The 19,135-nt window shown below is 59.3% G+C and carries 12 protein-coding genes; 8 read left to right on the plus strand and 4 right to left on the minus strand.

Translation table 11 applies throughout. From position 1 onward, the window contains the following. The first annotated feature begins 279 nt into the window (after window positions 1–279). The 4 genes from RBB47_RS03710 (at window position 280) to RBB47_RS03725 (ending at window position 7,939) form a co-directional block, all read left to right on the plus strand. Window positions 280–4,389: a peptidoglycan-binding protein gene (locus RBB47_RS03710; RefSeq protein ID WP_305984395.1), complete on the plus strand. Its 4,110-nt coding sequence runs from the start codon at window positions 280–282 to the stop codon at window positions 4,387–4,389. 126 nt (window positions 4,390–4,515) lie between these two features. Continuing rightward, window positions 4,516–5,445, plus strand: coding sequence for a sulfite exporter TauE/SafE family protein (locus RBB47_RS03715; protein ID WP_305984396.1), 930 nt, complete (start codon window positions 4,516–4,518; stop codon window positions 5,443–5,445). Next, window positions 5,442–6,227, plus strand: coding sequence for a TIGR02186 family protein (locus tag RBB47_RS03720; RefSeq protein ID WP_305984397.1), 786 nt, complete (start codon window positions 5,442–5,444; stop codon window positions 6,225–6,227). Before RBB47_RS03715 ends, RBB47_RS03720 begins: the two co-directional genes overlap by 4 nt. 611 nt (window positions 6,228–6,838) lie before the next feature. Then, complete coding sequence (locus RBB47_RS03725) at window positions 6,839–7,939, plus strand: AI-2E family transporter (RefSeq protein ID WP_305984398.1); 1,101 nt, start codon at window positions 6,839–6,841, stop codon at window positions 7,937–7,939. A gap of 316 nt (window positions 7,940–8,255) precedes the next feature. Here RBB47_RS03725 and pdeM read toward each other — a convergent pair whose 3' ends face one another. Both pdeM and RBB47_RS03735 read right to left on the minus strand, forming a co-directional pair. After that, entirely contained in the window at window positions 8,256–8,993 is a 738-nt protein-coding gene (gene pdeM / locus RBB47_RS03730; RefSeq protein ID WP_305984399.1) for a ligase-associated DNA damage response endonuclease PdeM, read from the minus strand. Beyond that, the gene (locus RBB47_RS03735; protein WP_305984400.1) at window positions 8,990–11,494 is read right to left on the minus strand and encodes a ligase-associated DNA damage response DEXH box helicase; all 2,505 of its coding nucleotides are present in this window, start codon (window positions 11,492–11,494) and stop codon (window positions 8,990–8,992) included. Before RBB47_RS03735 ends, pdeM begins: the two co-directional genes overlap by 4 nt. 133 nt (window positions 11,495–11,627) lie before the next feature. On the opposite strand from RBB47_RS03735, the gene RBB47_RS03740 reads away from it, so the two are divergent. Beyond that, on the plus strand, window positions 11,628–12,650 hold the full coding sequence (locus RBB47_RS03740) for a ligase-associated DNA damage response exonuclease (protein ID WP_305984401.1): 1,023 nt from the start codon (window positions 11,628–11,630) through the stop codon (window positions 12,648–12,650). A gap of 41 nt (window positions 12,651–12,691) precedes the next feature. Beyond that, window positions 12,692–13,135 (plus strand): DUF4440 domain-containing protein, encoded by a 444-nt coding sequence (locus tag RBB47_RS03745; RefSeq protein ID WP_305984402.1) that lies wholly within the window; start codon window positions 12,692–12,694, stop codon window positions 13,133–13,135. 22 nt (window positions 13,136–13,157) lie between these two features. On the opposite strand, the gene RBB47_RS03750 is transcribed toward RBB47_RS03745, so the two are convergent. Then, window positions 13,158–14,324, minus strand: coding sequence for a Xaa-Pro peptidase family protein (locus RBB47_RS03750; RefSeq protein WP_305984403.1), 1,167 nt, complete (start codon window positions 14,322–14,324; stop codon window positions 13,158–13,160). A gap of 182 nt (window positions 14,325–14,506) precedes the next feature. Between RBB47_RS03750 and RBB47_RS03755 the strand changes: the two genes are divergently transcribed. Together RBB47_RS03755 and RBB47_RS03760 are read left to right on the plus strand one after the other, a co-directional pair. Beyond that, on the plus strand, window positions 14,507–15,469 hold the full coding sequence (locus RBB47_RS03755; protein WP_305984404.1) for a hypothetical protein: 963 nt from the start codon (window positions 14,507–14,509) through the stop codon (window positions 15,467–15,469). Window positions 15,470–15,632: 163 nt separating this feature from the next. Beyond that, window positions 15,633–16,739, plus strand: a complete 1,107-nt coding sequence (locus tag RBB47_RS03760; protein ID WP_305984405.1) for an alpha/beta hydrolase — start codon at window positions 15,633–15,635, stop codon at window positions 16,737–16,739. A 44-nt stretch (window positions 16,740–16,783) separates the two neighbouring features. On the opposite strand, the gene RBB47_RS03765 is transcribed toward RBB47_RS03760, so the two are convergent. Continuing rightward, window positions 16,784–18,853, minus strand: coding sequence for a DEAD/DEAH box helicase (locus RBB47_RS03765; RefSeq protein ID WP_305984406.1), 2,070 nt, complete (start codon window positions 18,851–18,853; stop codon window positions 16,784–16,786). Window positions 18,854–19,135: the final 282 nt, after the last annotated feature.

Consider the following 19,135-nt stretch of genomic DNA (forward strand, 5'->3'; position numbering starts at 1 on the left):
GACCTTTCTTTAGCTTACGTTTGCGTCAAGGTCCAGTAGTGGCGTCTGGGCGCGACAATTCGTTAACGTGCGCGAGGCGAAAACGACTGAAAGTGGAGATATGAACAGGCGTTTTTACGCTAAAAGCGCTGATTTTCGCATTTAGCAACACCATTAACGCCCTGTTTACCCTAAGTCGACAAAGTCTATTAAAACACTGCCCCGGTCCGGTGTTTGTCGGAGAATGGGCGCAGCACGCTAAATCAGCGGTCACACCGACCGTCAGTCCAGGGTCAAGATATGCCGGCTTGGAAGAAACACGAGGCAGGACGCCGCGGCCGTGATGCGTATGAAAGCGACGACTTCTATGAAGCAACGGGCAGGGAGACGGCGCAAGAACGCATAGAGCGTCTGACGCGCACCGCCACAGCACTGGGACACGGTTACGATCCTCGCTCACAGGGCGGACGTGACGACGATGACCTGACTGCAGTTGCCGACGAACTGGACAGGATGCTGTCGGAACGCGGTGGACCCGCAGCCGGCCGCCCGGCCGCCACAAGCCGGCCTCACCGCGCCAGCGCTGGCCGGACGCCTCCGCGCCAAATGACCGGTATGGATGACGTTCTGGGGGCATTGGATCGCCTTGACGAGCAGGTCCAGGGCCTCGCAAATGCGACAGGTGCAGGCGATCCCGGCAGGTCGTCGTCAATGCGGTCCCAGCCCCAGCCGGGCCGGTACGCGGTCGATGCTCTGCAAGAGGCTGATCATTATTCCAGCCCTCACAGATACCCCGGCGAGGAGGATGCGGAGGGTTTCGACGACCCGTACGGATACGACCCGCAACCCTATCGTGAGCGCACGCGGGTTCAGCGTGATGCATCTCTCCATATGTATAAGGACCTCGGTCGACGTATTGACGCGTTGAGAGCGCCTCAGGAAAAGGCTCTAAACCAGGTCCGCGAGGAACTGGGGTCCCTGCGTGACGCGCTTGGAACCATTACACGCGGCACCAGCGAAACCGTTGGCCGCCAAAATGCCGAACTGCGCCGTCTTGCCGACATGGTTGAGCGCCTTCGCGCCGACAAGCGCAATGATCAGTCTACAAGGGAAATCCGCAAGGAAATCGCAGACCTGAAAACCATGGTCGGCAGCACCAATGTGGAAGGGGCGCTGCAGACACTGGAGCACGGCTATTCGCACATTCTTCAGCGGCTTGATGAACTCTCCAGAGCCGCGATAGATCCGCGCGTTCTGCGTGGTGTGACCGCCCGGTTGAACGAAATCGAGGATGCGTTTGCCGCGCTGCCCCGCTCCGAGCACATGACGGTCCTGGAAGACCGAGTCGTGAACATTGCCGAGCGCATGGAAGAGTTGCTGGAGCGCAAGGGCCAGGCGGAGATGGAACCGCTCCGGGCCGAGCTGCGCGAAGTGCGTGGCTATGTCGAGCAGATCGATATCAACGGGCTCGTTGAAGGCATCGACGACCGCATGAAGTTCGTCTCCGGACGGCTGGATGACATTGAAGTTCTGGCGCGCGAGCAAAGAGGCCTCGACAGCCGTCTGTCCGCGATGGAAGAGCGGATGCCCGAGCCCGAAACAATTGCGAGGCTGCAAGGGCGGCTTGAAGATATCGCCGGCATGATGGCGGATGATCGTTCCAACCCGGCAGACATGGAGCATCTGACGCAGGTCGACAGGCGTCTTGACGATATCGTCGACCGGCTCGAGCGCATGGAACAGGCCGCGCCGCTGCCGTCAGCCGATGCCGGTGCATTCGAAGCCCTTGAAAAACGCCTGGAGAGCATTTCCGGCAAGATCGATGTGATCGAGAAGAAGGCTTCCCGTCCCGCGCCGGTTATTGATGCAGAGGCAATTAAGGCTGTGTCGGGCGAGGACAAAAAATTCCTGGTCCAGCTTCAGGAGCGCCTGAACGATCTGTCTGCACGCTTAGATGAACCAAAGGATACCGTGACCTCCGCCGATCTGGACAAATTGCGCGAGGAAATCGGTTCCATGCGTGCAAGCGTCGCGGCGCCGCAGTCAACGGATGCACTCGAACAACGCATTTCGGATCTGGCGCAGCTTGTGTCCGAAGGCGCAAATGTTGCCGATGATGCGCGTTTCGACCAACTGGGTGCCAAGGTTGCGGCCCTGGCGGAACAGATCGAAAGCAGTTCGGCGAACACGCCGGGGATCGAAAAAGTTGCCCCGGTTCTGGAGCGGATTGAGCAGGGTCTTGTGCAAACCCGCACCGACGTGACCGACATTGCCAGAAAAGCGGCCTTCGACGCGGTTGCCCAGGCACCGCAGCCACATTTCGCCCAATATGACGAAGCCATTAACGCCCTGCAGGGCGATCTGAAGCGGCTTCTCGATGCGGCAGAAGGTGGTGAACAGCGGACGCGCAACACGTTTGACAGTGTGAAGTCGGTTCTCGGGTCTTTGACGGAAAGACTGGACAACCTGGAGCGGGTGGACATCAAGACCGCTCAAGCCGCTCCGGTTTCGGCACCGGCAGTTGAAGATGCATCGCCCGCGGCGAGCATCTCGTCGGTGATCGTTGAAGACACGTCGCCGGCCTTCACGCACCAGATGCAGCAGACTCAGGAACCCCTGGAAAGCCCGGCCGCTGCTGCAGACGCAACAACCATTCAGCAGGACGACCGCTCGCGGGACCGCAAGGCCGACTTCATTGCCGCTGCCCGGCGCGCCGCCCAGGCCGCTTCCGTGGAGGCGGCGCGGCTGGAGCAATCGCAAGCCGAGAGCAAGAGTGCGGAGAACGCCGACGAAGAGCGTGGCAAGGCAAGGGTTGGCTGGTTGCGCAATGTTCTGAAACGCGACAAGTCCGCCAAGAAAGAGGACGAGAAGCCCGAAGAACAGGACGACCTGGAGCTGGGCGTTGATGATGTCGCTGAAGAAACGTTCGAAATGCCGGAGGCACCGGTTCTTCCCGGTGACCGTCCGGCACCGGAAGCTGCGCAATCCGGCGGAGGTCGCCGCCGCGCCATTCTGCTGACCGCAGTCGCCGTCGTGCTGGCACTCGGCACGTTCACAGCGTACAGGTTCGTCGCGAACACATCCCAGGAGGGCGACAACGTCGCATCCGCGGCACCGGAGACAACGACAGTTGCCGATGCAGCGCCGACATTCTCCGATGTTGAAGCAGCGCCTGCACCGTCGTCGGACTTTGCCGATTTCCAGAGCGATCCCGGAAACGCCTTCGGGGCCAGTGAAGACACCGCAGAAACGGCGCCTGCCGTCGCGAATGCGGAGCCGCCGCCTGCACCGACGGAACCTGCAACAGTCGCCGAAGCGGCAACACCCGCACCAGCTGCACAGCCGAGAGCAGTTGCCCAACCGCGCAACGTTCAGGCGGCTTCTGCAGCAGGCGGTCCTGAAGCTGAGGTTGCGTTTGCGCCACCCGCAGGCGTCTCTGGCGGTTTCGACACCAAGCCGGCGGATAATCCTGCAACCTTTACCCAGACACCGGCGGCCTCCGCCAACCAGGATGCCGCCTCAAACCTGATCGCGAGCCTTCCACCGGAAGGCGTCGGCACGGTGGCGCTGCGCAGCGCTGCAGCAAGCGGCAACCCGGCGGCGGAATTCCTGGTCGGTGTCAGGTACACCGAGGGTCAGGGTGTTCCGGCCGATTTGGCAGAGGCTGCGACCTGGTATCAGAAAGCGGCCAACAAGGGACTGCCCCCGGCGCAGTATCGCCTCGCCAGCCTTTACGAAAAGGGGCGGGGCGTCGAACGGGACGTTTCCAAGGCCAAGGCCTGGTATTCCCAGGCAGCACAGGCAGGCAACGCCAAGGCCATGCACAATCTTGCCGTCCTTTATGCAGAAGGCGGGGGCGCTGAACCCGACTACGCCAAGGCGGCCATGTGGTTCGAAGCTGCCGCCAACTACGGTGTCAAGGACAGCCTCTTTAATCTCGGAATTCTTTATGCAGGCGGCATCGGCGTCGATAAGGACCTGGTAGCCAGCTACAAGTGGTTCGCGATCGCAGCGGACAAGGGCGATCCGGAAGCTGCCAAGCGGCGGGACGACGTCGCGAACATGATGGATCAGCAGACACTTGCCAATGCGCGACTGGCGGTCGAAGGCTTCACGCTTGAAGAGCCGGATCCTGCGGCGAACAAGGTCACGCTAGAACCGGATTGGGCCGAAGAGGCCTCGCTTCCGGCATCCAATGTCTCGGTCGCGCCTCCTCCTGACAACACCGCGATGATCCGGGAAGCGCAGGACAAGTTGAACTACCTCGGATTTGACACGGGCACGCCCGACGGCCAGATGGGACCGCGCACGCGCAGCGCGATCCGCGCCTTCCAGCGCAGTATCGGCATTCCCGAAACGGGAGAAGTCGACGGCAAGCTGATCGAAGAGCTCAAGAGTCAGGCAATTTGAGGAAATTTCACTCTGCCAAACCGAAGTGACCCGCTGGCTGGTTGACACACCGGTCAGCACCGGTCTTTAACCAGTTCAGTCTATTATCCTTGCAGTCTTATCTGCTGTCTGTTCCGGCGTAACCCTGTGCAACTATATCTGCCCATAGCCGAGATTCCGGTCAATATCTTCGTGATATTTGCCATGGGCGGTGCTGTGGGTTTTCTGTCCGGCCTGTTCGGTATTGGTGGCGGGTTCCTTCTCACGCCCTTGCTGATCTTTTCCGGCATCCCGCCCGCCGTGTCCGTTGCCACCGTAACAACCCAGGTGGTGGCGTCCTCTGCGTCGGCCGTTGTGACTTATTGGCGCCGCAAGGCGATTGACATGAAACTCGCAACGATCCTGCTGGCAGGGGGTGTTTTCGGGTCTCTTATCGGTGTCATCCTATTCGATGTGCTGCAATCCGTCGGACAGCTGGACCTCGTCATTTCGCTTTCTTACGTGACATTTCTGGGCGCGATTGGCGGCCTGATGCTGTTTGAGTCCGTCAGGGCGATCCGGCGCCGAAAGGCCGGTGCTACGCCGAGCGCAAGAAAGCCGGGTCAGCACAACTGGATCCATGGCCTGCCGCTCAAGGTGCGTTTCCGTCAGTCGAAGCTTTATGTCAGCGTCATTCCGGTCGTCGGCCTCGGAGCGATCATCGGCTTCCTCGGGACGATTTTGGGTATCGGCGGCGGCTTCATGATGGTTCCGGCGTTGATTTATCTGCTCCGGGTGCCGACAAACATCGTCATCGGCACGTCTCTCTTTCAGATCCTGTTCACAATGGCGGCTGCGACCATATTCCACGCCATGGGGACCAAAACGGTCGACATCGTGCTGGCGATGACGCTGATGATCGGCGGGGTCATAGGCGCGCAGTTCGGTGCCCGCATGGGCCAGAACCTGCGCGGTGACCAGCTTCGCCTTCTGCTGGCCCTTTTGGTTCTGGGTGTCGGCCTTCGTTTTGCCGTGGATCTGTTGCTGACACCGGAGGATCTTTATTCGATCGCAATCCGCAAGGGGGCAGGCGCATGATCCGGTTTGCCCTTTTGTTGGTTGTTTCCTTGTTGGGCGCGTCGGTCAGTGTGGCGCAGGACGAAGACCATTCGAATGATCTGGTGACTGCGCTGTCGTCTGACATGGTGTCGATCCAGTCGAACTTCACCGGGACCGAAATCGTGATTTTCGGTCAGGCAAGCGACATTGAACGGGCGCCCCATGCCGCGGAGGAATTCGAGCTTGCGATCGTTGTGGAAGGACCGCCGCAGGACATAACCACCAGGCGCAAAGGGCGTTTCCTAGGTGTCTGGGTCAACCGTGAAGCCGAGCGCTTTCAGAACGTGCCGTCCTTTTACGCGGTCGCCAGCACCGCCGATATCGGCGAGATCGCCGACCGGACCTTGCTGGACGAATACGGCATCGGGCTCAATCACATCAATCTTGCTGTGTCGGGCGTATCAAACGTACCGCTTTCGGACCGCGATGACTTCCGCCGGGCGTTCATCAGGTTGCGTGAGGAATCCGACCTTTATTCGGAACGGGAAACGTCGATCGAGTTTCTGACCGAAACCATGTTCCGCACCACTATTCCCCTTCCGGCGAACATTCCCGTCGGCGACTATTCCGTCAAAAGTTTCCTGTTCAACGGGGGCGAACTGGTCTCTCACACGGAAGAAACCCTGGCGGTTGCCAAAATCGGCTTTGAGCAGGTGACGTTCGAACTCGCACAGAACTATCCGCTCGTTTATGGCGTTCTAGCTGTGATCCTGGCGATCTTCACCGGCTGGCTTGCCGGCGTCATTTTCAAGAAAGATTAGGGTACGGACTCATAAATGAAGTCGGTTTGGTTTGGATCGTTTTGGCCATATGAAAGGAGCGAACGCGCAGGAAATGTGGTTCATTTTCAAGCCTTTCGCGACACGGCAGATGGTTAGAGCCCTTTTGAAGACTACAGAGCCGCTTGACCCGGTTTTCGGGTCTGGCGGCTAGGCGCGATCTGCGTGGCGGTCTGATGAACGCAAGCAGGGCGCAACGACGTCCGGCGGGTCTGAAAACTGGGCCTTCGGTGGGCCAATTCAGCCCATCTCCAGCGTTGCGGAGCTTGCCCGATGCGCCACATCGCACTGCGCTCCGCGCCTTGGATATGGGCTGAATTGGCTCCATCAAGTGGCTCCGTAGTCTTCAAAAGGGCTCTTAAACGGCCAAATCCGAAGGACGGCAAAATGGCTTTGCCTCGCAGCGTCATCTTGCTTGACCGGGCACAAAGCCCGCTCTTCGCACGCTTCCTTGCGAGATTTTGCCATTTCTGCCGCCAAATCAAATTCATTTATAGGTCCGTACCCTAACCCTCCCACATTCCGCTGGAACTCGGGCTTGCTGTAGCTATTCTGACGCAAGGAAAGTTTCGGGAATCACAAAGTGGGGCACCATGACCGATCAGTCTTCTTCCGAACCGTCAGGTGGGGGATCTGGCAAGCGCGAGCTAACGCTGGATGCCAAGGTCATCGACATAGCGATCCGTCTCGGTGTCCTGGGATTGTTCGCTTATTTCTCCCTGCAACTGATCGCACCGTTCTTCCTGTTCTTGCTGTGGGCTGTCGTGCTCACAGTGGCGCTTTATCCTGCCTATGGCTGGCTTGCGAAAAAACTTGGCGGGCGCAAGGTTCTTTCTGCGATCCTGATCACCCTTTTGTGCCTGGCAATCGTCATCGGACCGGTGGCGGTGCTCGTTATCAGCCTCGTTGAAACCCTGCAGGGCTGGTTTCACGGCATGACAGGGGAAGGCCTCAAGCTGCCCCCGCTTCCAGAAAGGCTCGCCGGTTTGCCAGTGATCGGGGACCGAATTGCCGAACTTTGGAACCTGGCCAGCCGCAGCCTTGAGCTGTTCTTTGAAAAGGTCGGCCCGATGGTCGTGCCGGCCGGTGGACGCATCCTGTCTACGCTGGCCTCGCTCAGCGGCAGCGTCCTTTTCTTTATCGTTTCAATCATTCTGGCCGGCTGCCTGTTTGTTCCAGGGCCCAAGCTTGCGCACGGTGCGAAACGTTTCGCCGACCGCATTATTGCCCCGCGCGGCGCCGAATTCGTTGACCTTGCGGGTGCCACGATCCGCAACGTGTCGCGCGGTGTGATCGGTGTCGCCGTCATCCAGGGCCTGCTGACCGGGATTCTTCTGATTGTCTTTGCCGTACCGCTCGCGGGTCTTCTGACCTTTGTGGCGTTGTTCCTGTGCATCATCCAGATCGGCCCGGCGCTCGTCATCGTTCCGACGATCATCTGGGCGTGGAGTTCCTGGGATCTTGTGCCTGCGCTCTTGTTTACGGTCCTCATGGTGCCGGTGATGTTGGTCGACAACGTACTGCGCCCGATCCTGATGTCGCGCGGTCTCGATGTGCCGATGCTGGTCATTCTGATCGGCGTTCTCGGCGGAACACTTGCCTACGGCTTGCTCGGTCTGTTCCTGGGCCCGGTCATCCTGGCGGTTTTCTACGAACTGGTCATCGCCTGGGTGAAGGTGGGTGAGGAAGGCTGACTTGGGACAAATCGAGGCGATAGTTCGCTTCGCAAACATTTGTCCCCTCACCCTAACCCTCTTCCAATGGGAGAGGGAGGACTGTCTGCCTCTTGGGCATTTACCGTATTGCGGTGACTTGTTGTATGAACCGAAGTCCGATGGGTTGCGGTAAATGTTACCAGCCCGCGCAATCGCAGGGCTTAAATTTACCTCTCCCCGTGGGAGAGGTCGGAGCGCAGCTCCGGGTGAGGGGACAGAACTCTCAACATTAATGGAAATGGTTTCAAGACAGAGCGCATCCTCGACAAAGCCTCGCGGCATGGCTCTCTGACGATCAATCCACCACCAGCCGGCTCGCCGTGAAGGGATAGAGCCGGTCATTGCCGAGTAGAAAGACAGAAAACTGCCTACGGCGGAAGAGCGTTGTGTAGGCGCGGTCGGTGACGTTGAGCCCGCCCGTCAATGCACCGAAGGCCGGCAAGACAAGGCGGGTTCCGTCAGTGATGAAGCAGGAACGCCGGATCGAGCGGCCGAAACGGCGCACCCGGGCAACCGGATGAAGATGTCCGCAGATTTCTCCGGCGGTTTCCTTCAGGCCGATCTTTTCGACCGGTTCGTGCCGGAACTTGAGCGGCCCGACACTGATTTCGTCGACGGTCTCGCCGCACAACCGCACCGGTGCAACTGGATCGTGGTTGCCCGTCACCCAGATCCATTCGCGGCCAAGCTGCAATGTCGTGAGCATGGCACGATATGGCGCGGGCAGCCGGTCGGAACCGCTGGCATCGTGAAAGCTGTCTCCAAGGCAGATGACGCAAGCCGGGTCGAAGGCATCCATAACACCGGCCAGCTTCTCCAGCGTTGCGGCTGTATCGTAGGGCGGCAGCATGACGCCGCGCCGGGCGTAGCTTGAGCCCTTTTCCAGGTGGAGATCGGCGACAACCAGAAGGGATTCATCCGGCCACCACATAACACCGCTGTCGTGCAGCCCGACCAGCTGGCCGTTGATCTGAATGTCATGACATACCGGCGCAGATGCATATTTGCGCATTCGCGATGTCAGAACATTCATTCCATGGCCTCCAGAACCAGATCTTCTGCCGCGCCTTCCAGAAGGGAATCCATAGCCTCGCCGTAGACCGGTTCTTTTCCTATTTCAAGAAGGATGGGCACGGCGAGAGGGGAGACGCGCGAAAGCGCAGTATGAGTGATTCGCCCTTGAATACGGGCAAGAAGTTCTCCAAGACGCGAGATATCCAAAAGTCCTTCCGCCGCATCGTTCCACGTGGCCTTCAGCAGAATATGGTCCGGCTCGTGAGCGCGCAGCACGTCGTAGATCAGGTCCGAGGACACAGTGACCTGGCGTCCGGTTTTCTCCTTCCCCGGGTGCCGGCGTTCAATCAGCCCGGCAATGACCGCGCAATTGCGGAACGTGCGCTTCATCAGGCTGGAATCCGCCAGCCAGGCGTCGAGATCGTCGCCGAGAATGTCTTCCTCAAAGAGCTCATTGAGCGGAATGCGGCCTGATGAAAACAGGAGCGAGAGATCGCCAAGACCCCAAACGGACAAAGCATAGTCATTGGCGACAAATCCCATCGGTCGCGCTCCCAGCCGTTCCAGCCGCTTTGTCAGCAACATGCCAAGCGTCTGGTGCGCCAGGCGCCCCTCGAACGGATAACAGACCATGTAGTGCTTGTTGGAGCGCGGAAACGTCTCGACCAGGAGGCCATCGGGCGCCGGCAGAACGGACTTCTCGCGCTGGATTTCCAGCCAGTCGCGCACCTGGACGGGCAGCTCTTTCCAGCTCGACGGTGTCGCCAACATCGCTCTCACACTCTTGGCCAGGTAAGTCGACAGCGGAAACTTGCCGCCCATATAGGACGGGATCATCGGATTGTCGGAGTTGGTTCGCGAGACAAAGGCTTCGTTCTCGCGAACGCCCTCGAAACGGACGACCTCGCCACCGAACAGAAAGGTATCGCCCGGAACCATCTGGTCGATGAAATACTCCTCCATTTCACCGAGCACGCGGCCACCACGCCCAACCGGTGTCCGCCGACCGTCCGCCTTGGAGCGCACCAGCCGGATCTTGATCTTGGGCGCTTCGACGATGGTGCCGACATTGAGCCGGTATTGCTGTGCGATCTTCGGATGAGCAATGCGCCAGAGACCGTCCTTGCCCTTGCGCAGCTTGGCATACTGGTCGTAGCTCTTCAGCGCATAACCGCCGGTCGCGACAAAATCGACGACACGCTCGAAGGTTTCCCAGTCAAGCGCACGGTAGGTTTCGGACGAGCAGATTTCATCATAGGTCGCGGATAGGTCCAGGGCATCGGCACAGGCAAGGCCGAGAATGTGCTGGGCAAGCACGTCCAACGCGCCGGTACGCAGCGGCGGCGTGTCCTGCTCGCCCCGCTTGGAGGCTGCAAGCGCAGCCTGACATTCCAGCACCTCGAAGCGGTTAGAGGGAATGAGCACGGCTTTGGACGGCTCGTCCATCCTGTGGTTGGCGCGGCCGATCCTCTGTGCGAGACGGCTTGCGCCCTTGGGAGCGCCGATATTGACGACAAGATCGATATCGCCCCAGTCGATACCCATGTCGAGCGATGACGTCGCGACCACGGCCCTGAGCGTGCCCGTGGCCATCGCCGCTTCGACCTTGCGGCGTTGGCCGACGTCGAGAGATCCATGGTGAAGCGCGATCGGAAGCGTGTCCTCATTGATGCGCCAGAGCTCCTGGAAGACCATTTCCGCCTGGCTGCGCGTGTTCACGAACAACAGCGACACGTTGTGTGCCTTGATCATCCGGTAGATGTCGCCGATCGCGTAGCGAGAGGAGTGGCCTGACCACGGCAGGCGCTCCTCAGAGTCCAGAATGGAAATCTCGGGCTGCGCGCCTCCGGTGACTTCAACAACATGGGAAAGTGCTCTGGTGTTGTCGCCCGGCTGGTCGACCAGATAGGCGCGCAAATCATCGGGTTCACCAACCGTTGCCGACAGGCCGATAGTGCGCAGCTCTGGAGCGAGGCGGCGTAAGCGCGCAAGCCCTAGTGCTAGAAGGTCGCCGCGCTTGGAGGTTACAAGCGCATGGAGTTCGTCCAGGATGACGGTCTTGAGGGAAGAAAACAGCCTGGCGGAGCCTGGATCCGACAGAAGCAGCGCGATCTGCTCCGGCGTCGTCAGCAGGATATCCGGCGGGTTGAGCTTCTGGCGTTGACGTTTGTGCGTCGGGGTATCGCCAGTGCGGGTCTCCAGCCGGATCCCCAGCCCCATCTCGGCGACTGGAGCTTCCAGGTTACGGGCAATGTCGACAGCGAGCGCCTTCAGTGGCGAAACGTATAGCGTATGTATTCCGTTCCCTGCCTGTCCCGGCTTGCGTTTGCCGCGTTGGTCGAGCTCCACAAGGCTCGGCAGAAAGCCTGCCAGCGTCTTGCCTGCCCCTGTCGGAGCAATCAGCAAGGTGGAGTGGCCTTGAGACAGGTGGTCAATGAGCTGCAACTGATGCGGCCGCGGGGCCCAACCCCGAGAGGCGAACCACGATTGAAAGCGGTTTGGTAGCAGCAGTGCGTCCATAAGACGGTTTTAGGCGACGGACCGCGAAAAGGCGAGGGGATGGACACAAAAATGTTCACTTTGTGTTCCGCTCGCCGCTTCGATATTCGATGGTCACTTGATTGTGGTCTTCATTCCGGAATTAATACCGCTAATGTCCGATCTCCTGACGATCACACCCGAAGGCCTCTTTTGCGCGGCTGCTGACGCTCATATCGACCCGGTCCGGCCGGTGGCAAAGGCAATCATTACCCACGGTCACGCGGATCATGCCCGTGCTGGTCATGGGGCTGTCCTTGCAACACGTCAAACCCTCGACATCATGGCGATCCGCTACGGCGAGAATTTTTGCGGGACGGCCCAGGACACCGGCTATGGCGACACTCTGAAAGTTGGCGCTGTGGATGTCTCGCTCCATCCGGCGGGGCACGTTCTGGGATCGGCCCAGGTTCTGCTTGAGGCCGGCGGCAAGCGGACCGTTGTTTCGGGAGACTACAAGCGCCAGTCCGATCCGACCTGTGCGCCTTTCGAGCTGGTGACGTGTGACACGTTCGTAACCGAGGCGACCTTCGGCCTGCCTGTCTTCCGCCACCCGCCCGCGCGGAGCGAAATCGCCAAACTTCTGGCGTCGCTCGATCTCTTTCCGGATCAAACCCATCTGGTTGGAGCCTATGCGCTCGGCAAGGCTCAGCGCGTGATAGCCGAAATCAGGGCGGCAGGTTACGACAAGATTATCTACCTGCACGGTGCCCTTGAGAAGCTGACGGCCTACTACCAGAGCCAGGGGATCGACTTTGGTCCCTTGGAGCCGGTTGGAAAGCGGGGCAAGGAACTGCAGGGCGAGATCGTGTTGTGCCCGCCCGGGCAGTTGAGTGATCGCTGGGCGCGCCGGTTCGGCGATCCGGTCGCGGCCATGGCGTCAGGCTGGATGCGGGTCAGGGCAAGGGCACGCCAGCGAGGGGCGGAATTGCCACTTATTCTGTCCGACCATGCCGACTGGGACGATCTGTGTCGGACCATCCTTGAAACCGGTGCTGACCAGATCTGGGTTACGCATGGCGCCGAGGAAGCCCTGGTTCACTGGTGCGAATTAAATGGACGAAACGCCCGCCCGCTCAATATGATAGGCTACGACGATGGCGAGGATGCCGACGGTGCGCAGCTTGAAGGGGCTTGATCAGGCCTGCGCGATTGTTCAGCTCCTCAGGGGAGGCAGTCATGGCGGATGACGGTGGTATCGAAAAGACCGGCGACGGTCACACAAACGGGGCTGGCTCAGGCACAAACGGTGATGCGGAAGAAGCGATTGCGCAGCTCTTCGACGACTACCAGGCCGGGTTCAATGACTACGAGATCGATCGGATCTGTGACTGTTTCGCGCTGCCTGCAATCATTTGGCAGCACCAGAAGGGCCACGTCTTCGCCGACGACGAAGAGCTGATCGAAAACATTGAGGCACTTTTGAAAGCCCTGGAAAAGGAAGGCGTGACGCATTCCGATTTCCAGGTCGTCTCAAGCCATGTCAGTGGATCCGCGGCGCTGGTCACACTGGACTGGATCCAGGAAAGTGCAGACGGTGAAGCGGTTTTCGAATTCACCTGTCATTACCAGTTGATCCAGGACGGAGCGGACTGGGTGATTGCCTGTGTGATCAACGAATAGACCGCGATAAGCCGGCAAATGATCATGCAAGCAGCGTATCGCTGAACGGATATGTCGTCATACGCTCCATGCCGTCTGCGGTGATCAGGAACTGTTCCTCCAGCTTTACGCCTTCGCTGTCAGCCTCCGCGCCGATATAGCTTTCGATGCAAATTACCATGCCGGGTTCGAACTGCCCGTCAAACGCGTAAGGAACATCGTCGAAATAGTGCGGTACGTAGGGAAACTCGCCGCAGAGCCCAAGCCCGTGGCCGAGGCAATAATAGCCGTGGCCGCGATACTCGGGCGGGACAGGCCACGCAGCGCGGGCAAAGTCCTCGTAGGAAACACCTGGTCCGAGCAGCGCGGCATTGTGGTGGAGCTGATCGTAAGCGAGCTTGTAGAGGTCTTTTTGCCTCTGGTTAGCCGGTTTGTCTCCGCACAGGAATGTTCTTGAAAAGTCAACGGCATAATGCAGATATCCGAGGGCATCCGTGTCGAAACAGACAAGGTCGCCCGACTGCATTTGCCGCGCTCCAGCTTCTTGAAAATAGGGAAATGTCCTGGAGCCGGACTGAAACAGCCGGGTCGAGATGTATTCGCCCTCTGTCGCGATCAGGTGCCGGTGAAATTCCGACCAGACTTCGACTTCGCTGGCTCCTGGGGAAATGGCGGCTTCAAGCGATGCGGCGGCAGCTTCAACGCGGCTGACTGCTTCGCACATCACCGCAATTTCCAGCGGCTGCTTGATCAGGCGGGCGGTCGAAAAGACATTTGTTGCATCGGCAAGCTCAAGACCGCCGCTTCGCAGCGCGTCGATGACAGGCAGGTCGAAGCCTTCGACCGCCAAACGCCTTTCTCCACCAAGGGCAGACTGAAGATCAGCAACAAAGCGGGTGATCTCCTTGGTGTAACTTGCGCCGGATATGGGGGAGAGGCCCGGGGCCGGGCGAACATCCGTCGCAACTGGATTACCTACCTGAAGGTGTTCGCAGCCAGCAAATTCCCACAGGACAACATCGCCCGACGCCAGGATGAGGGCGAAACGGAACGGCCCCATCAAACTGAAAACCGTCATGTTCCGGGCACCGGTCGCGTAAAGGATATTGATGGGGTTTGACGTCAGGACGGCGGGGACATCCAGGTCAGCCATGACCTTCAAGAGCCGTTTATGGGTTTGCCTGACAAGGTCGGCGCGGTCAATTTCCATGGCTAAGCACCCTGTCCCAGAATTTGAAGCAGCAAATTTTTTGGCGGAAGAGCAAAGGATCTTTCCCTTTGTGCATCGGGCTGCGATTGACCGCAAGCGTGAACGACCAGCAGGTTGTTTTCTGGTTCAAGTACCTGACATTGCCTATACTGGCTCAGGGCTGCACAGGGGAAGCCTGACCGATGAGCCGTGAGAACAACAGATCCTTGAAAGACCGGCTGAAGCAGGCTTTCGATCTCGGCTTCGCGGTCACCATCCACCTGCTTTTCATCGTGATTGCGCTCCTCGGTGGTCTGGTCGTTTATGGCATGGCCGATGCGTGGCGCACCGGGGAAGCCGGGACAACTGAGGCGATCTTCTTCGGGGCGTTCGGTCTGCTGATGGTCGTGATCGGCGTTGGTTTCTTCTATGTCGCCTATATCGGCGCCCCCCGATTTCTTGCCAATCTCGAACGCCGGCGCAAAAAGTACCGGGACAAGCCTTGGCTGCTCAATCGTCAATGGCGCGCGCGCCGCGTGGTTCATTCGACAAAGTATACGGCGTGGTTCATGTGGTTCTGGTGCATTGGCTGGTGGGGGATCATGGGCTTCCTCTGGTCCGTCAACAAAGACCTGATCCTGGCAGACCTCCAGGGAACCTGGGATCAGGCGATCCCGACCGCACTGCCGATCGTCGTCGGCGTCATCGCACTCCTGGTGGCGATAAGTGTAACCTGGAGGCGTGTCCGGTTCGGCGACGCCGTGATGATCATCGACACGCTGCCGGGGGTCCTTGGCGGGGAATTTCGCGGCAAGGTGATGGCGCGGCTGAAGAATGCACTTACCGAACCGGTCGGCATCACGCTGACCTGCGGCAGCCTCCGAAGCGAGAAGCGGGACGTGCACGGGAGTTGGCAAACCGTCTGGATCACGGACGAATTGTGGGCGGAAAAACAAGAGTTTCATCCGACGCAGACGACCTATGACAAGGGCTGGATTACGCTGCGCGTCCGCTTCCGAATTCCAGCCAATTTGCCCGAAAGCGGGCACATCCTGGATGACCCGCAAATTGTATGGAAACTCAAGGTTCGGCCGGGATCCGTGCTCGATCGGTCATTGAAGGCCGAATTTCAGGTACCGATCTTCTCAGTGCAGGAAAACACCTGACCAGGTTGGTGCACTCAATTTCCTCGTTTGAGCGCCACTCTGAAATTCGAAGATGACGTCAAGGCGGTTCGGCTACACGCAGTCTCTCATCTTCTGGTTGCTTTGATCCCGGGCATCGTCTCGTGGTAGATTTTACGATCTTTTTCAGCAAGAGTTTTGAGTCATGAAAATCTATTTCGCAAGCAACAGGGATGTAAAACACGAGACATCTTCAAGCGGAAACATCTTTGGGAACAGGTTCAACGAAGGCGGACCGCAAGTCTTTCGCGTCGGTGAAGCGAATGTTGACTACAAAGGGCGAAAGCCAAAAGATGACGACAGCTGGTCGGTCGGCAAAACCAGACTTTACGACGAGGATCTGGACAGCAGCCGCGAAGAAGGCGAATTGCTCGGCTCGTCGCGCCTCTTTGAAGAGATGCGCAAGCTCCTGAAGAAGCAGGACACGGACGTCATTCTGTACATTCACGGCTTTGCAAATTCCTTCCAGAATTCCGTCTTGCGCGCCGCCGCTTTGCAGGAGCTTTACAGTTCCAAGGACCAGCAGGTTGTGGTGTTTCTCTTTTCTTGGCCGTCGAACGGGAGCGTTCAACCGGCCTGGAATTACTTTTCCGATCGTGAAGATGCAGAAGCTTCCGGGATTGCCATGGGACGCACACTCATGCGCCTGGTCGAATTCCTGAAGGAGATGCGGCAGAAGGACAAGGAGACCATCCTTAACGCGCGAGCGGCAGGTGAAGTACCGGATCCCAAAAAACTTGTGCAATGCACCCGCCGCATGCATGTTCTCGCGCATTCCATGGGCAACTGGGCGCTTCGCCACGCGCTCCGGAAATACGCAGAACTCAACAACGGGCGTGTCGACAGGATCCTGGACAGTGTATTCCTGATGGCAGCCGATGAGGATAACGACGCGCTGGAAGAGAGCCTTAAGCTCAAACGTCTCGACGAACTTGCGAACCGGATCTTCGTCTATCACGCGGCGAATGACGTCGCTCTGACCATCTCCGATACAACAAAGGGGATGCCGGACCGTCTGGGGTCAGACGGCCCCCAAAACCTGGACAAAATCAGCGAGCGCATGTTCGCGATCGACTGCACGAGGATCAGCGACACGAACAAGGTGTCTCATGGCAGGCACCAGTATTACCGCCTGCGCGACGAGGCCATCCAGGATGTGCAGCTGACACTTTCAGACACGCCGCAAGAAGGCCGGCCCGGGAGAGAGGTCATCAGGCACGGGCGAAGCTGGAGCCTGAAACCAGTCAAGTAGGAAGACGAATTGGCTGCATCGGGACTTCACCGAGGCGGCCAGTCTCACTTTTTCGATTTGGACGCCTTGCGTTCTGCGCGGGAAGGCTTGTTCTTCTTCGCTGATTTCTTCTTGCCCGGGGCCGTTTTTGCAGCTGTTCGTGACTTTGGTTTGCGGCGCTGGTCAGCATCCGCACCATCACTGTCCCGGCCTTTGCGGGACGGTTTGCTGCCATCGCTGTCAATATCCCGCGCAAGCGCCTTCATATCGAGCGGCTCGTAGGCCGGGTGATGCGGCACAGCATCGTCGTCGCCGGACCGGCGGCGCTTGCGGCCGCGCGTCGCGTCAAAGTCGCGTTTCGGAGCCCGTTTCGGACGGTTTGATTTCAAGCTGTCTTCCGGCCCGAGATTTTCATAGTCGGGGGTATCCGCGCCACGAGGCCGGCGCCTTTGGGAATTGCCGCGCTCCTTGCGAAAACCGCCTTCCTTGGGTGGCGACGGCACCTTGCCGCCGCGTGCATCCAGCAGCTTGATCGTCGCATTGTCCTCGCCGGTGCCATCGCGCTTGATCACCTCGGCAAAACGCTGCCCGTGGCTTCCGGCGATTTCGAAATAGAGCTCGTTCTGAAAGATCTTGATCGCACCAACCTCTTTCTTGGTGACGTGACCTGCCCGGCAGATCATCGGCAGGATCCAGCGCGGTTCCGCGCGCTGCCGGTGTCCGAGCGACAGCGAGAACCAGACACCATCCTCAAATTTGCCTGAGATCTCTGCACTGCGGCCACCGCGCGATCCTGCGTCGCGGCCTTTGAGCGAGGTTTCGTCGAGTTCGGTGATCTCTTCCGGTGCCGGCATGCGTGACTGGCGCAGTTTCACGAAGGCCGCTGCCAGTTGCTCCGGGCTGTGGAGCGCAAGGAGTTCCATCGCCAGCGCCCGGTCTTCTTCTTCAAGCTCGACGGAGAGCGACGGATCGGCGAGAAGACGTTCTTTATCCTTTGCCCGGATGGCGTCTGCCGTCGGCGCGCCGGTCCATGTTGCCTTGACCCCTGCATATTGAAGCACCCGTTCGGCCTGACGGCGGCGCGGGAAGGGGACCATGAGCACACAAGTTCCCTTGCGTCCGGCGCGGCCTGTGCGACCGGATCTGTGCAGGAGCGCGGCTTTGCCGGTCGGCAGGTCCGCATGGATCACAAGGTCAAGATTGGGCAGATCGATCCCGCGCGCGGCGACATCGGTTGCAACGCAAACCCTGGCACGACCGTCCTTCATGGCTGCCAAGGCGCTCGAGCGTTGTTCCTGGCTGAGTTCACCCGACAGCGAGACAATCGAAAAGCCCCGGTTTGCAAGCCGGGATGTCAGACGGCTCACCGCCTCGCGGGTGGAACAGAAAACAATCGCTTTTTCCGCTTCATGCAGCCGCAAGACGTTGATGATGGCGTTCTCACGTTCGTTCGGAGCAACCGGATGGGCGACATACTCGATGTCGCCATGCTGTTCGCGTGCATTAATGGTTGAGAGGCGGACGGCATCTTTCTGGAAGCGCTTGGCCAGCTCCGCAATCGGTTTTGGAACGGTTGCCGAAAACATCAACGTGCGTCGCTCCTGGGGCGCGGCATCCAGAATGAATTCCAGGTCCTCGCGGAAGCCCATGTCCAGCATTTCGTCGGCCTCGTCGAGGACGACTGCACGCAGTTCGGAAAGGTCGAGGCTGCCTCTTTCGATGTGATCACGCAGGCGTCCCGGGGTGCCGACAACGATATGTGCGCCACGTTCGAGCTGACGACGCTCGGTTCGCGGGTCCATGCCGCCAACGCAGGACGCGGTGACTGCGCCAGCCTCCTCATAGAGCCAGGTCAGTTCTTCCTTTACCTGCAGCGCCAGTTCGCGGGTTGGCGCAATGGCCAGCGCGACAGGCGCAGCGGCCTTGTCGAGGCGCTCGCGATCGCCGAGCAACGTCGGCGCCAGAGCAAGGCCAAAGGCGACGGTTTTGCCGGATCCGGTTTGAGCGGAAACCAGTAGGTCCGCTTCCGCTGGTGCATCGTTGAGAACGCTTTCCTGCACGGGAGTGAGGCTTTCATAGCCTCGTTTCGCCAGCGCGGCCGACAGGGCCGGGGCGAGAGACGTCAAATCAGTCATAGAGATCTTTCAACTGCTCCGGATCATCTGCATGCCAATCAGCAGTCTACCGGATCGGCCCGGACGTGTGCCGGGCAAGGGTTCGGTCTCGCAAATGAACCCGAATTGCGCGGCTTATATCGTTAAAACCACACGTCGTCCACTCCGCCTCAATGATGAATTTTTGGGCATCCATGAAAGGAGTGGCGATGGAGACCGCGCGGGGAGTGAACGCGACCTCAGCAAAATTACCTAAGGTAGGTGTATGCAACCGTTTTTCTCGCTCTGGTTAGTAAGTTTGTT

This window comes from Roseibium sp. MMSF_3544 (assembly GCF_030732845.1).
Lineage (GTDB): Bacteria > Pseudomonadota > Alphaproteobacteria > Rhizobiales > Stappiaceae > Roseibium.

What these genes read in the sequence shown, in the direction of transcription:
- RBB47_RS03745 (WP_305984402.1), top strand. Translation starts at nt 12,692, where the DNA reads ATGGCGGATGACGGTGGTATCGAAAAGACCGGCGACGGTCACACAAAC.
- RBB47_RS03720 (WP_305984397.1), top strand. Translation starts at nt 5,442, where the DNA reads ATGATCCGGTTTGCCCTTTTGTTGGTTGTTTCCTTGTTGGGCGCGTCG.
- pdeM (WP_305984399.1), bottom strand. Translation starts at nt 8,993, where the DNA reads ATGAATGTTCTGACATCGCGAATGCGCAAATATGCATCTGCGCCGGTA.
- RBB47_RS03725 (WP_305984398.1), top strand. Translation starts at nt 6,839, where the DNA reads ATGACCGATCAGTCTTCTTCCGAACCGTCAGGTGGGGGATCTGGCAAG.
- RBB47_RS03755 (WP_305984404.1), top strand. Translation starts at nt 14,507, where the DNA reads ATGAGCCGTGAGAACAACAGATCCTTGAAAGACCGGCTGAAGCAGGCT.
- RBB47_RS03710 (WP_305984395.1), top strand. Translation starts at nt 280, where the DNA reads ATGCCGGCTTGGAAGAAACACGAGGCAGGACGCCGCGGCCGTGATGCG.
- RBB47_RS03760 (WP_305984405.1), top strand. Translation starts at nt 15,633, where the DNA reads ATGAAAATCTATTTCGCAAGCAACAGGGATGTAAAACACGAGACATCT.
- RBB47_RS03750 (WP_305984403.1), bottom strand. Translation starts at nt 14,324, where the DNA reads ATGGAAATTGACCGCGCCGACCTTGTCAGGCAAACCCATAAACGGCTC.
- RBB47_RS03735 (WP_305984400.1), bottom strand. Translation starts at nt 11,494, where the DNA reads ATGGACGCACTGCTGCTACCAAACCGCTTTCAATCGTGGTTCGCCTCT.
- RBB47_RS03740 (WP_305984401.1), top strand. Translation starts at nt 11,628, where the DNA reads ATGTCCGATCTCCTGACGATCACACCCGAAGGCCTCTTTTGCGCGGCT.
- RBB47_RS03765 (WP_305984406.1), bottom strand. Translation starts at nt 18,853, where the DNA reads ATGACTGATTTGACGTCTCTCGCCCCGGCCCTGTCGGCCGCGCTGGCG.